This window comes from Corynebacterium sp. HMSC078H07 (genome assembly GCF_001812805.1).
Classification (GTDB): Bacteria; Actinomycetota; Actinomycetes; order Mycobacteriales; family Mycobacteriaceae; genus Corynebacterium.
On record NZ_KV810494.1, the window covers coordinates 119686 to 132964 of the forward strand.

The 13279-nt window shown below is 60.1% G+C and carries 12 protein-coding genes; 1 reads left to right on the forward strand and 11 read right to left on the reverse strand.

Going from position 1 to position 13279, the window contains the following annotated elements; all coding sequences use genetic code 11:
* Positions 1–63: 63 nt before the first annotated feature.
* From HMPREF2875_RS08760 to HMPREF2875_RS08775, 4 genes are all read right to left on the reverse strand, one after another.
* Positions 64–2343 (reverse strand): polyribonucleotide nucleotidyltransferase, encoded by a 2280-nt coding sequence (locus HMPREF2875_RS08760; protein ID WP_070672193.1) that lies wholly within the window; start codon positions 2341–2343, stop codon positions 64–66.
* A 140-nt stretch (positions 2344–2483) separates the two neighbouring features.
* A complete protein-coding gene (gene rpsO / locus HMPREF2875_RS08765; RefSeq protein ID WP_039675855.1) occupies positions 2484–2753 on the reverse strand; it encodes a 30S ribosomal protein S15 in 270 nt (89 codons plus the stop codon).
* 79 nt (positions 2754–2832) lie between these two features.
* A complete protein-coding gene (locus HMPREF2875_RS08770; RefSeq protein WP_070672196.1) occupies positions 2833–3753 on the reverse strand; it encodes a nucleoside hydrolase in 921 nt (306 codons plus the stop codon).
* A complete protein-coding gene (locus tag HMPREF2875_RS08775) occupies positions 3754–4734 on the reverse strand; it encodes a bifunctional riboflavin kinase/FAD synthetase (RefSeq protein WP_070672198.1) in 981 nt (326 codons plus the stop codon).
* Positions 4735–4771: 37 nt separating this feature from the next.
* On the opposite strand from HMPREF2875_RS08775, the gene truB reads away from it, so the two are divergent.
* Positions 4772–5665 (forward strand): tRNA pseudouridine(55) synthase TruB, encoded by an 894-nt coding sequence (gene truB / locus HMPREF2875_RS08780; protein WP_070672200.1) that lies wholly within the window; start codon positions 4772–4774, stop codon positions 5663–5665.
* 9 nt (positions 5666–5674) lie between these two features.
* Here the strand turns inward: truB and HMPREF2875_RS08785 are convergent, their stop codons facing one another.
* The 7 genes from HMPREF2875_RS08785 to HMPREF2875_RS08815 form a co-directional block, all read right to left on the reverse strand.
* Positions 5675–6349 carry a 4'-phosphopantetheinyl transferase family protein gene (locus tag HMPREF2875_RS08785; RefSeq protein ID WP_070672203.1) on the reverse strand — a complete coding sequence of 225 codons (675 nt, stop codon included), beginning with the start codon at positions 6347–6349 and terminating at the stop codon, positions 5675–5677.
* Positions 6342–7163, reverse strand: coding sequence for a metallophosphoesterase family protein (locus HMPREF2875_RS08790; RefSeq protein WP_070672205.1), 822 nt, complete (start codon positions 7161–7163; stop codon positions 6342–6344). Before HMPREF2875_RS08790 ends, HMPREF2875_RS08785 begins: the two co-directional genes overlap by 8 nt.
* A 44-nt stretch (positions 7164–7207) precedes the next feature.
* Positions 7208–8506, reverse strand: coding sequence for an MATE family efflux transporter (locus HMPREF2875_RS08795; RefSeq protein ID WP_070672207.1), 1299 nt, complete (start codon positions 8504–8506; stop codon positions 7208–7210).
* The gene (locus HMPREF2875_RS08800; RefSeq protein ID WP_070672209.1) at positions 8507–9469 is read right to left on the reverse strand and encodes a DHH family phosphoesterase; all 963 of its coding nucleotides are present in this window, start codon (positions 9467–9469) and stop codon (positions 8507–8509) included.
* Positions 9470–9913, reverse strand: a complete 444-nt coding sequence (rbfA, locus tag HMPREF2875_RS08805) for a 30S ribosome-binding factor RbfA (protein WP_070672210.1) — start codon at positions 9911–9913, stop codon at positions 9470–9472.
* A 145-nt stretch (positions 9914–10058) separates the two neighbouring features.
* Complete coding sequence (gene infB / locus HMPREF2875_RS08810; protein WP_070672212.1) at positions 10059–12812, reverse strand: translation initiation factor IF-2; 2754 nt, start codon at positions 12810–12812, stop codon at positions 10059–10061.
* A 109-nt stretch (positions 12813–12921) separates the two neighbouring features.
* The gene (locus HMPREF2875_RS08815; RefSeq protein ID WP_070672214.1) at positions 12922–13257 is read right to left on the reverse strand and encodes a YlxR family protein; all 336 of its coding nucleotides are present in this window, start codon (positions 13255–13257) and stop codon (positions 12922–12924) included.
* Positions 13258–13279: the final 22 nt, after the last annotated feature.

A 13279-nucleotide genomic window follows, 5' to 3' on the forward strand; every position in this document is an offset into this window, starting at 1 on the left:
GCCCCGCCATCGCAGCCCGTGAACGAGCTGGAGAGCGGGGCTCTGGCTTATGAGGTTTAGGAATTAGTCTTCCTCAACCGGAACCAGGGAAATCTTGCCGCGGTTATCGATGTCCGCGATTTCGACCTGGATCTTGTCGCCGACGTTGACCACGTCTTCGACCTTTTCGATACGCTCATCGCCGCCCAGCTTCGAGATGTGCACCAAGCCGTCGCGGCCCGGGGTCAGGGATACGAAGGCACCGAAAGCGACAGTCTTCACTACGGTGCCGAGGAAACGCTCGCCAACCTTCGGCAGCTGCGGGTTGGCAATGCTGTTGACGCGCTCGATGGCAGCCTCAGCAGCCTCACCGGTGGCGGCGGAAACGTAGACGGTGCCGTCCTCCTCGATGGAGACGTCAGCACCGGTTTCCTCGGTGATGGTGTTGATGGTCTTGCCCTTCGGGCCGATAAGCTCACCAATCTTGTTGACCGGGATGGTCACCGAGGTGATACGCGGGGCAAGGCCGGACATCTCGTCCGGGCCCTCGATAACCTCAGCCATGGTTTCGAGGATGGCGGAACGGGCATCGCGGGCTTGCTCGAGGGCGTCGGCAAGCACGTGCGATGGAATGCCATCCAGCTTGGTGTCCAGCTGCAGAGCGGTGATGAACTCGGAGGTACCTGCGACCTTAAAGTCCATGTCACCGAAAGCGTCCTCGGCGCCGAGGATATCGGTCAGCGCCACGAACTTTTCCTTACCCTTGACCTCACCGGAGACAAGGCCCATAGCGATACCAGCCACCGGAGCCTTGAGCGGAACACCTGCGTTGTACAGGGACAAGGTGGAGGCACACACCGAACCCATGGAGGTGGAACCGTTGGAGCCCAGAGCCTCGGAGACCTGGCGGATAGCGTAAGGGAACTCCTCGCGAGACGGAATAACCGGCAGCAAGGCGCGCTCAGCCAGCGCACCGTGACCAATCTCGCGGCGCTTCGGGGACCCCACGCGGCCGGTCTCACCCGTGGAGTAAGGCGGGAAGTTGTAGTGGTGCATGTAGCGCTTGGACTCCACCGGGGTCAGGGAGTCAATCTGTTGCTCCATCTTGAGCATGTCCAAGGTGGTGACACCTAGGATCTGAGTCTCGCCACGCTCAAACAGGGAGGAGCCGTGTGCACGCGGGATAAGGTCCACCTCCACGCCGAGGTCACGCAGGTCAGTAACACCACGACCATCAATGCGGAAGCCTTCAGTGAGGATCTTGTTACGGACGATATCCTTCATCACAGCGTTGAAGGCGTTACGGATCTGCTTGGAGGCATCCGCCTCCTCAAGGTCATCGAACTCGTCAAGGAGATCGGCTTCAATCTGCTCCATGTACTCGTTCGTTGCATCATCACGGTCTTGCTTACCCGGGATGGTGAGCAGCTTCTGCAGCTTCTTGGAGGCTGCCTTCTCCACTGCCTCGTATACATCCTCGCTGTAGGCCGGGAAGAGCGGGAACTCCTGGGTCTCCTTCGCGGCGCGCTCAGCCAGACCTGCCTGAGCCTCGCACAGGGTCTTGATGAAGGGCTTGGCAGCTTCCAAGCCCTCGGCCACGGTGGATTCCTGGGGTGCCGGGGCGCCTTCCTTGATGCGTTCAGCCACGTTCACGCCGGCGCCTGCCTCCACCATCATGATGGCGACATCGTCCTTGTTGCCCTTCTTGACAATGCGGCCGGCAACGACCATCTCAAACAGGGCGCGCTCATGCTGCTCGTTGTTCGGGAAGGCTACCCACTGGCCCTTCGGGTGCTTGTCATCAGCAATGAGTGCCATGCGCACACCTCCCACAGGACCGGAGACCGGCAGGCCGGAGAGCTGGGTAGAAGCAGAAGCGCCATTAATGGCAACAACGTCGTAGTACTCTTCCGGGTCCATGGAGAGAACCGTGACGACAACCTGGACCTCGTTGCGCAGGCCCTTCACAAAGGTCGGACGCAACGGGCGGTCAATAAGGCGGCATGCCAGGATAGCCTCAGTGGAGGGGCGGCCCTCCCGGCGGAAGAAGGAGCCCGGGATCTTGCCCGCTGCGTACATGCGCTCCTCGACGTCCACGGTCAGCGGGAAGAAGTCGAAACCTTCGCGTGGCTGGTTGGACGCGGTGGTGGTGGACAGGAGCATGGTGTCCTCGTCCAGATAGGTGGTCACGGAACCGCCGGCCTGACGGGCAAGCTGGCCCGTCTCAAAGCGAATGGTGCGGGTACCAAAGTCGCCATTGTCCAAAGTGGCGATGGCTTCGGTAATGCCATAATCATCGTCGATAGCGAACTCGACGGTGTTGTTGGCAGTGTGCTTGGTGTTTTTGGCGTTTCTAGCGCTCATGTTTGTGACTCTCCTTGGAGGTGTCCTGGCGATCTTCGGTGCCGCCTCTTCGATTCGGTATTTCTGACAACGTCCAAGGATTTTACCAGATGGCATAAGAAAACCCCCGCAGGGAGTGCGGGGGTTGAACTGGTGCGTGCTTAGCGACGCAGACCCAGACGAGAAATCAGGTCACGGTAACGATCAACGTCGTTGGACTCCAGGTACTTCAGGAGGCCGCGACGACGACCAACCATGAGCAGCAGGCCACGACGGGAGTGGTGGTCGTGCTTGTGGCCCTTGAGGTGCTCGGTCAGGTTGTTGATGCGGGAGGTCAGCAGGGCAACCTGTGCCTCGGTGGAACCGGTATCGGTCTCGTGCAGGCCGAACTCCTTGAGGATTTCTGCCTTCTTCTCGGTGGTCAAAGCCATGGAAAAATCTCCTATTGTATTTCAGTCCACATGAAATAATGCGCGATGAAGCGCTGCTAGTGACTACTGTGGACCGCAGTCAGCAAGCCGAAGTAGAAGTATAGAGGCTGGTGAGCTTCGACATCAAATCATCAACGAAGCGCGGAGCATCCACTCCGACCGCGACGCGAGTCGTAGCAGGAGCAGAGAGGCGTTCGGAGTCGCCGATAGTGCGCCCATTCTCCTCGCACCGAAGGTTGAGATCGATGCACTCAACAAACGACGGATCAGCGGCGACAGCTACGGCAAGGGGGTCGTGGAGCCCACAGCCACCTAAGTGCGGCGATGTCGTGGCATAGGCACCGATGTAATAGCCCACGATGTCGGCATATACCCGCCCTACATGGGTAGTGCGCCACTGCGCGGTGTGTTCTGTAGTGAGAAGCGTGCGCAGCGTGACGTCGAGCCCCACCATGGTGAGGTCCTGTGCATGGCGGAAGACATAATCTGTGGCCTGCGGATCTTGGAAGACGTTGGCCTCCGCGAAGGGAGTGACATTGCCCGGCACGGTAAGCGCTCCGCCCATCATGACAATGCGAGCGTTGCGTGCGAAGTCCGGGTCCTTCTGCATGGCGGCCGCAATGCTTGTCGACGGCCCCGTGGGCACAATCACCAGCTCTTCCCCATGTTCCCGGACGGATTGGATGAGGAAATCCACAGCGTCGCCCTGTGCGGTACGCCGCGGCGGGGGCAGCAGGATCTCACCGAGGCCATTGCGTCCGTGGATAAAGGCGGAAATCGGCGCTACGGTGAATCCCTCCCTCGTTGGCCCGGTATAGACGGGGACGTTGTCAGCACCGAGCAGCCCTAAGAGGGCAAGTGCATTGCGCACGCCAAGCTCTACAGGCACATTGCCATAGGTTCCGGTAATACCGATGAGGTCGAGGTCGGGGTGCGCCAGGGCATATGCCAAGGCCAAGGCGTCATCGATGCCGGTATCGAGGTCGAGGATGATCTTCATTTAGGACTCCTGGGCAAGAATCTCACGCACACGTGCGACGTCGCGCTTCATGGCGGTGAGCAGCTCATCAACAGAGTTGAACTTTTCCATGTCGCGCACATGGTCCACGAAGTGGACGGTGGCCTCGTGCCCGTATAGGTCAGCATCACGGTCAAGGACGAAGGACTCCACCGAGCGCTCTTCATCCCCGAACGTGGGATTCGTGCCCACAGAAATAGCTGCCGGGTAAGGCACGCCTGGCTCCATATCGCCTTCAACGGGTGCATCGGTGGGCTCAATGACAAACCAACCCGCGTAGACACCATCGGCTGGAATGGCAACGGACTCCGGGAAGTACTGGTTGGCCGTCGGAAAGCCCAGCTCCTTGCCACCACGCCCGGCGCCGCGGACGACGGGACCGGTCACCGAGAAGTGGCGCCCCAATGCCCAATTCGCGCGGGCAATATCGCCGCGATCAAGTGCGGCACGAATATTCGTGGAGCAGATGCGCTCACCGTCGTCGTTCAGCAGCGGCACGATATCGACATCGAATCCGAACTCAGCGCCAAACTCTGCCAGAGCACTCGCCGTACCCGCAGCCCCGGCACCAAAAGTGAAGTTCTCCCCCACCACAATATGCTTCGAATGCAGGTCGCCAACGAGCAAGTCTTCCACGTACTGACGGGGCTCAACGCCGCGCAATTCCTGAGTGAAGTCGATAACGAGCACAGCGTCGATACCCATCTCTTCAGCCAACTGCATGCGGCGCTCAAAAGTAACCACGGCCAGCGGTGCACGTTCGGGGAGGAAAACCGACACCGGGTGCGGATCGAAAGTCACCATTACTGCGCGGTAGTCATTGGCACGCGCATGGTCGACGGCCCTAGTAATGAGCTGCTGGTGGCCGCGGTGCACGCCATCGAAGACGCCAATCGTCACCGTGGTCGGCCCGAGGTCCGCGGGGATGTTATCGATTCCGTACCAAATATCCACGAGCACCATGCTATCCCACAACTGCCTGTGGCTTAGACTACAGGGCATGACTGATCCGCTCGCACGTTCCGGCCTCGTGGTCGTCGATAAGCCCGCAGGTATGACCTCCCACGATGTGGTGGGAAAACTCCGCCGCTATTTCCACACACGCAAAGTTGGTCATGCGGGCACACTCGACCCCATGGCCACAGGCGTGCTGGTAGTGGGGTTGGAGCGAGGTACCAAATTTCTTGCCCACATGGTCGCTTCAACGAAGGCTTATGACGCGACGATCCGCCTGGGCATGGCCACCCACACCGACGATGCGGAAGGAGAACGCACCTGGGGCGAATCAGCAGAAAACCTGAGCGAGGAAACCATTGCCCAAGAGATCAGCAATCTCACTGGAGATATCATGCAGCGCCCCGCCGCCGTCTCTGCCATCAAAATTGATGGCAAGCGCGCGCATGAGAGAGTACGTGCCGGCGAGGATGTGGAGATTCCCGCTCGCCCGGTGACAGTAAGCCGCTTCGATGTCACGGAACTGCGCCGCGAGGGTGACTTCGTTGACCTCGACGTGTCTGTGTCGTGTTCCTCGGGAACCTACATTCGTTCCCTCGCCCGCGACCTCGGGGAGGCCCTCGGCGTAGGCGGGCATCTCACCTCACTGCGCCGCACGGAGGTGGGGCCATTTACGCTTGACGACGCCCTCCCCCTCTCCACCCTTGAAGAAAACCCCGTGTTGTCCTTGTCTCTCGATGAAGCGCTGGCTCGCAGCTACCCGGTCCTCGATGTTACTGCGGACGAAGCTCGGGCCCTTGCTATGGGAAAATGGCTGCAGCCGCGTGGGTTGAAGGAAACCTATGCCGCCGTCGATCCAGAAGGCCGTTTTATCGCACTGGTAAAGGAAAAGGGCAAGCGCTTAGCCACTGTGTTTGTGGCGCGTCCGTCGACGCTTTAAGCGCCCCCGCTACTTATCGAAGTTGAGTGCGGGCACGGAGGTAGCCACGATGACGTAGCCTTCCCGGATAATCCAACGCCCAGTGATAAACGGCACCGGAGTGGGCCGCGCCAAGATATAGGAGATGAGCGTGCCGTCAAGGCGCAGATCGATTTCGGCTTGGTCGAAGTCGAGCCAGCGCCGCGTCATGGGAAACCACGTTTTATACGTGGCCTCCTTGGCACAGAACAACAACCGGTCGGGGCACGTAACACCAGCTTCCTGCAGCCGGGTTAACTGCGGCATCTCCCCTGCCCGGGCAATCATGGTCAAAACATGGTCCGGCAGCGGTTCAGCGGGTTCGGCATCGAGGCCCATCGAGCGCACGTGGGTCGTAGGTGCAGCTACCGCAGCGCGCAAACCCTCTGTATGCGTCATCGAACCTGTAAATCCTTCAGGCCACAACGGCATGCCACGCTCCCCGCGGAGAATGGGCTCGGCGCGGGTGTAGTTCAATTCTTCAAGGGCGCGGTGAGCGCACCAGCGGGCATCACCAAACTCAGCCTTGCGGATGTCAACAGCTTGGGAGACCACCGAACGCTCCTCTGGGGAGAGGTGGTTGTAGTTGAGCAGGTCCGTGAACGAGTCATCGGTACGCACGTAGCAGTAGCGAGCGGATTCCGGGAACAGGAAAGGTTCAAGCATGATCTGCCCTCCCCGTCCTTTCATCTATCACTAATACTGGATACGGCCACGGCTGCAGCTCTCCATGCGCTTGCCATTCGCGTGGATACCCTAACGACACCTCGATGTGATCTACACCGTCAATGTTGGTGCGGTTCGGCATGTGGAGGTGGCCGTAGATAACAGCCTTGGCATTGTAGCGCCGTGGCCACGCCCTCGTGTGGCGGGTACCGCACCACAAAGCCACCTCGGGCCAGCGCATGTACAACGTTGGTTCCTGGACCAAAGGCCAATGGTTAACCAGAACGGTTTCTCCCTCCACACGGGAGAGCCGCTTGATGGAATAGGCCAAGCGGTCCCAGCACCAAGCGCGGACATCCACAAAAGGTGCGATGGCGAATTCGTCTGTCATAACAATCTGTTTTTGCTTGGCGCTAGCCAGCGCGTGCTCCACCGTAGTTCCGGGTGGACGGAAGCTGTAATCGTAGAGAGTAAAAAGCGGAACTACGGTGACCCCACCAAAGACTGGGAAAGGATCCTCTGGTGTAATGACACCAATTTCACGGCACCCTTCAACGAGGCGGTCGTATTTATCTCGGCCCTTATAAAGGTCTTGTCCTCGCGAAAACAGCTCGTGGTTGCCGGGCGCCCAGATAACAGTGGCATAGCGATTCTTCAGGCGAGCGAGAGTGCTGAGAACCAAGTCGATTCGCTCGGCCACGTCGCCCGCCACGATTAACCAGTCACGGGGATCAGGAGGAACCAGTTCATCGATGCGGTCGCCGTTAACGCGTACAGCGGCATGAAGATCGGAGACGGCCCACAGGGTGGTCATGGTGCCTCCTTCACATAAATATTCCCTCTACTTTTACCACAGGGTTAGACCCGTGCCCACCGCATCGAGTAGAAGCGCCAGACCACGCCCACCATACGGATAAGGATAAATGCTGCAATGCCGCCCCAGACCCCAGCCAAACCGGCATTAAGGGCATACGCCAGCCACACGCCAGGTAGGAAGCCCACGAGCACAGACGCTAGGGTCAGCGTGCGAAGGAAGGCGGCATCCCCCGCCCCCAAGAGCACGCCATCGAGAGCAAAGACCACTCCGCCGATCACGACAAGGAAGGTCATGATCCACCAGGGGCCAGAAATAACGTCAAGAACCTCAGGGCTGGTGGTGAAAATACGTGGGATAACACCAGAACCCAGTGCCAGGATGGCGGCAAGAGCAAGGGAGAAAGACGTGGAGTACATCGTCACCTTCGTGCCCACCGTGCGGGCATAGCGCGTGGAACCGGCACCCAAGGCAGCACCTGTCAGCGCTTGGGCTGCAATGGCAAGCGAGTCCAGCACGAGGGCGAGGAAGTTCCACATCTGCATCATGATTTGATGTGCGGCAAGTTGCGCAGTGCCGATTCGGGAAGCCACCGCCGCTGCGGAAAGAAAAGCTACTTGGAAGCTCAGTGAGCGCACGATGAGGTCGCGGCCAAGGACCAATTGGCGGCGCACGACGTGCCACTTCACCTCCCATGAACCCGAGTGCTCTCGGCGTAATTCCCACAGGAAGAAGGCGGCAATGATGCCCATTCCCATCACCGTGGCAGCGGCTGAGCCCGGCAACCCCCAAAAATGAACGAAAATGGGTACCGCGATGGCACCCGGGATCATGCCAGCGAGGGTGAAGTACAGGGGTTTTCGAGTATCTTGCACTCCCCGCATCCAGCCATTTCCTGCCATCTCAACGAGTGTGAGAGGAATTGCGAAGGCCGCAATGCGCAGCCACTGGGCTGTTCCTTGAGCTGTTTCCGGATTACCGGTCAGCCAAGAAGCGAAAACTCCCGCGAAGAGCCACATGATGGTCGCCAAAATCATACCGACACCCACGGCGACCCACGTGGCCTGGACACCTTCGGCCACAGCTTCCTCGCGTTTTCCTGCACCAAACAGGCGTGACGACCGCGCGGTCGTACCATAAGAAAGGAAGGTGAGCTGGGTAGTGACGACCGAATGCAGGGTGGCCGCCGCACCTAGCGATGCCAATTGGGAGGCGCCAAGCCGTCCCACGACTGCGGTATCAAGCAAAAGGTACAGCGGCATAGCCGCAAGAACACCAAGTGCGGGAATGGCGAGGCGAAAAACCTCGCCGGCGGTTACCTTGACTGGTTGCTCGAGCGCCATCTAGGTCAGCGCACCTACCAGCTGTGCAGTAACTTCCTCAGGGGTACCGTGCGCGGTGTAGCCGGCTGCCGGGACGTGTCCTCCACCACCGAAAGTGAGGGCCACGTCCGCACAGTTAACGGCGGACGATCGCAGAGACACCGCCCACACCTGGGGAGCCTGTTCCTTAAAAACGACGCCGATATCAGTGCCTTTCAAGGCACGGACGTAATCCACGAAGGATTCAATGGCAGAATCTGCGTGGGAGATGACTTCCTCATAGGGCACGAAGAGCACGGCGAGGCGGTGCTCGCCTGCTTCCTTAATGGTGAGCCCAGAAAGCACACGGCCGATCATCTGGAGGTCATCGGCAGTATTGGAATCCATGAGCTCAAGCGCGATGTTCTTGGTATCAAGCCCGTAGAGCATAAGGCGCGCAGCAATGTCATGCATGGCGGGACGCCCCCAGCGGAAGTTACCGGTATCGGTCACTAGTCCCGCATAGAGGCAGTGCGCAATGACCCGGTCAATCTGGACGGAGATTCTATCGAGGATATCCAGCAGCACGACCGTCGTGGACTCGCACACCGGATCCACCACGTTAATCGAGCCAAAACCCTCGTTCGAGGAGTGGTGGTCGATGCACAAAACACGGCCGGCAGCGGCCATCTCTGCGATGCTGTCCGCTACCGAGCCAGTACGGTCCAACGAGCCACAGTCCAGGGTGACGTACAGGTCGTAGCCCATAGGAAGCTCATCTACCAACTCAATTTCATCCACAGTCGGAATAGAAAACAGGTTGGCGGAAATATCCCGACGCTGACCGATGACTGTGCGGGTTTGCTTACCGCGTTGGCGCAGGGCAAGGGTAAGCGCTGCCGCCGAACCCACTGCATCAGCATCTGGCCGCAGATGTGTAATGATGCAGACGCTGCTGGCTTGCACCAGCGCATCCACTGCAGCTTCGTAGTTGGTCCGTGACACTTAGTCCTCTTCCCTATCCGAGGTCTTGTACGGGTTAGCATCACCAGCCGGCTTCGCATTCTCCTTCAGCTTCGCCAACTCCTCATCTCGTGCACGGGCACGGGCGAGGAGGTCCTCCATATGTGCGGAAGCCTCGGGGACAGTATCAAGCTCGAAGGACAACGTCGGAGTAAAACGCACTGAGAGCTGGTCACCCACAATCTTGCGCAGCTGACCTCTGGCTCGGTTAAGGGCTTCAGCAGCTTGGTCGAAGTCGGGTTCTGAGTCAATATCTTTACCGCGAACGGTGTAGAACACGGTGGCATCATGTAGGTCACCGGTAACGCGGGCGTCGGTGATAGTCACCAATTCGAGGCGGCGATCTTTAATCTGGCGTTCGATAGCACTGGCCACGATGGCCTGGATGCGCTTGGCCATGCGGGCCGCACGTGCGTGATCAACCATGGTGATGCTCCTTTGAGTTCTGTTCGTGATAACTAGTCTAGGATACCGATCCGACACGGCCTGCCGAAACCGCACGCAAAGAACGACGAAGCCCAGCCAGTATTTCTGGCTGGGCTTCAATCACAGGCGAACCTGTTGTGCGCGGTTAGTCGCGCGGGACCTCGACCTCTTCGTAGGCCTGGATGATATCGCCTACCTGAATGTCCGGGTAGGACAGGACCATACCGCACTCGTAGCCGGCGTTGATCTCGTTGGCATCATCCTTTTCGTGACGCAGCGACTCAATCTTCGCATCGCTGGTGACGACGTTGCCGTCACGCACGAGGCGAACCTTGCCGTTGCGCTTGACCTTGCCCTCGGTAACCATGCAACCAGCGATGGTGCCGACAGCGGAGGACTTGAACAGTGCGCGGATCTCTGCGGAGCCAGTATCGCGCTCCTCGTAGATGGGCTTGAGCATGCCCTTGAGAGCAGCCTCGACCTCTTCGATAGCGCGGTAAATCACCGTGTAGTAGCGCACGTCGACGCCCTCAGCGTTTGCTTCCTCGGTGGCCTTACCCTCAGCGCGGACGTTGAAGGCAATAATGACGGCGTCGGAAGCGGCTGCCAAGGAAACGTTGGTCTGAGTGACGGCACCAACACCACGGTCGATGATGTTGAGCTGTACCTCGTCGTCGACGTCGATCTCCAGAAGCGCATCCTCGAGGGCTTCGACGGAACCGGCGTTGTCGCCCTTGAGAATAAGGTTGAGCGTCGACGTTTCCTTGAGCACTGCATCCAGGTCCTCGAGGGACACGCGCTTGCGTGCCTTTGCCTGGAGTGCAGAACGCTTACGGGCGTCGCGCTGTGCTGCGATCTGTCGTGCCACGCGGTCGTCTTCAACGACGAGCAGGTTGTCACCAGCTCCCGGCACGCCGTTAAGGCCCTGGACCTGAACCGGACGGGACGGGCCGGCCTCTTCGACGTCGTTACCAAACTCATCCAGCATGCGGCGCACACGGCCGTGCGAGTCACCGACAACGATGGAGTCACCAATGCGCAGCGTACCGCGCTGAATGATGACAGTAGCCACCGGGCCACGGCCACGGTCGAGGTGTGCCTCGATAGCAGCGCCCTGGGCGTCCATGTCCGGGTTCGCGGTGAGCTCCAGCGCGGCGTCAGCAGTCAGGATGACTGCCTCCAGCAACTCATCAATGTTGATGTTGTTCTTAGCGGAGATGTCCACGAACATGGTGTCGCCACCGTACTCTTCCGGTACGAGACCGTACTCGGTGAGCTGACCACGAATCTTGTCCGGGGATGCCTCTGGCTTATCAATCTTGTTCACTGCCACCACAACCGGGATATCCGCAGCCTTGGCGTGGTTGATTGCCTCGATGGTCTGCGGCATCACGCCGTCATCAGCAGCAACCACCAGGATGGCCAAGTCGGTCGACTTGGCACCGCGGGCACGCATAGCCGTGAAGGCTTCGTGACCAGGGGTATCCAGGAAGGTAATGGTGCGCTCGCCATCCTCAAGGTCAACGGTGGTCTGGTAAGCACCAATGCCCTGGGTAATGCCGCCAGCCTCATCCGCACCTTCGTTGGTCTTACGGATGGTATCGAGCAGGCGGGTCTTACCGTGGTCAACGTGGCCCATGACGGTCACGACCGGCGGGCGTTTCTCCAGAGCCTCTTCGCCGCCCTCGTCCTCACCAAACTGGAGGTCGAAAGACTCGAGCAGCTCACGGTCCTCGTCCTCTGGGGAGACGACCTGAACCTCGTAGTTAATCTCAGAGCCAAGCAGCTGCAGAGTGTCCTCGGAGACGGAAGCCGTTGCGGTCACCATTTCACCAAGGTTGAACAGTGCCTGGACCAATGCTGCCGGATCGGCACCGATCTTCTCAGCGAAGTCCGCCAGGGAAGCACCGCGACGCAGGCGTACGACCTTGCCGCCACCGTCAGGCAGGCGTACGCCGCCTACCTCGTGCTTCTGCTGCTCTTCAAACTCATGGCGCTTCTGACGCTTCGACTTCTTGCCACGACGAGGAGCGCCACCAGGACGGCCGAATGCACCAGCGGTGCCGCCGCGACGGCCGCCGCGTCCACCGCGGAAACCGCCAGGCCCGCCACCGGGTCCACCGTGGCCAGGGCCGCCACCGCGACCACCACGGCCACGACCGCCGCCTCCGCCGCCAGGGGCCTTCGACGGCATGCTGGCCGGGTTCGGGTGAGACGGCATCATGGCTGGCGATGGACGACGACCACCGCCGCCCTTGTTGCCTTCACCCTGCGGGCGTCCGCCGCCCTTGTTGCCACGGGTATCACCCGGCTTAGCGCCGGGACGCTGACCCTTCGAGCCACCCGGACGCGGTCCGGGGCTTGGGCGATCGCTGGAGCCACCCGTGGAGAACGGGTTGTTGGCTACGCGGCGAGTACCACCCGGCTTCGGCATGGAACGTGGCGTAGCGCGTTCGCCGCTCTTAGCCGTGCTCTTCTGCTGAGCGCCTGGCTTAGGGGCGCCACCCGGCTTGGGCGCGTTTGCGCCCGGTTTCGGGGCTCCGCCTGGCTTCGGTGCAGCTGCACCCGGCTTCGGAGCACCACCCGGTTTGGGTGCGCTTGCTCCGGGCTTCGGGGCCGCGCCTGGCTTCGGGGCGGACGCAGCAGACTTGTTGTCTGCCGGCTTCTTCGCGGCAGGCTTTTTCGCACTCGAACCGGATGCGGCAGGCTTATCCTTTTTCTCCCCGCTCTGGTCTTCCTTAGATTCGTAGTGCGCACGCATCTTCTTCACCACCGGCGGTTCGATGGTCGAGGACGCGGTCTTAACGAACTCGCCCTGTTCCTTCAGCGTGGCGAGTAGTTCCTTGCTGGTTACGCCGAGCTGTTTTGCCAACTCGTGTACGCGTAGCTTTCCGGGCACTTGTCTCCTCTTTAATCGTCCTAGGAGCCAAGGCCGCGGAACACGGCTTGACCCCTAGTTAATGGCTATGGACTTTCATCGCTGATGCTGCTTCATGGTTGTGCGCTCATCAGTGTTCGGTCTTCCTTTTTAACTCTGGGTCGCACGGGCTAACGCCCGCCGACTGCACCTGCTGCAGAGCAGCAAGGTACTCACGTACGTGACCTGTGTCCACATCAGTGGACAACCGGAGCGCGCGCCTGAAGGCACGAGTTCGCTCCGCCAGCGCTACTGCTTCCAGATCTGGCGTAATCCACGCTCCCCTTCCGGGCAGCGTGCGGCGCGGGTCTGGAACGACACGGCGACCTTCAGGATCGTCCCTATCGGCGACGACTCTGAGCAGTTCCGTGTCGGGATGCTTCTGGCGCGTGGCGATACAAGTACGGAGTCGTTGTCCCTGAGACATCCAACTCCTTACGTTGCGCCGC

Coding starts and splice junctions, on each gene's coding strand:
- rbfA (WP_070672210.1), bottom strand. CDS start 9,913: ATGGTTGATCACGCACGTGCGGCCCGCATGGCCAAGCGCATCCAGGCC.
- HMPREF2875_RS08775 (WP_070672198.1), bottom strand. CDS start 4,734: ATGGTGCTCGTGGATATTTGGTACGGAATCGATAACATCCCCGCGGAC.
- HMPREF2875_RS08815 (WP_070672214.1), bottom strand. CDS start 13,257: ATGTCTCAGGGACAACGACTCCGTACTTGTATCGCCACGCGCCAGAAG.
- rpsO (WP_039675855.1), bottom strand. CDS start 2,753: ATGGCTTTGACCACCGAGAAGAAGGCAGAAATCCTCAAGGAGTTCGGC.
- HMPREF2875_RS08785 (WP_070672203.1), bottom strand. CDS start 6,349: ATGCTTGAACCTTTCCTGTTCCCGGAATCCGCTCGCTACTGCTACGTG.
- truB (WP_070672200.1), top strand. CDS start 4,772: ATGACTGATCCGCTCGCACGTTCCGGCCTCGTGGTCGTCGATAAGCCC.
- HMPREF2875_RS08760 (WP_070672193.1), bottom strand. CDS start 2,343: ATGAGCGCTAGAAACGCCAAAAACACCAAGCACACTGCCAACAACACC.
- HMPREF2875_RS08795 (WP_070672207.1), bottom strand. CDS start 8,506: ATGGCGCTCGAGCAACCAGTCAAGGTAACCGCCGGCGAGGTTTTTCGC.
- HMPREF2875_RS08770 (WP_070672196.1), bottom strand. CDS start 3,753: ATGAAGATCATCCTCGACCTCGATACCGGCATCGATGACGCCTTGGCC.
- HMPREF2875_RS08790 (WP_070672205.1), bottom strand. CDS start 7,163: ATGACCACCCTGTGGGCCGTCTCCGATCTTCATGCCGCTGTACGCGTT.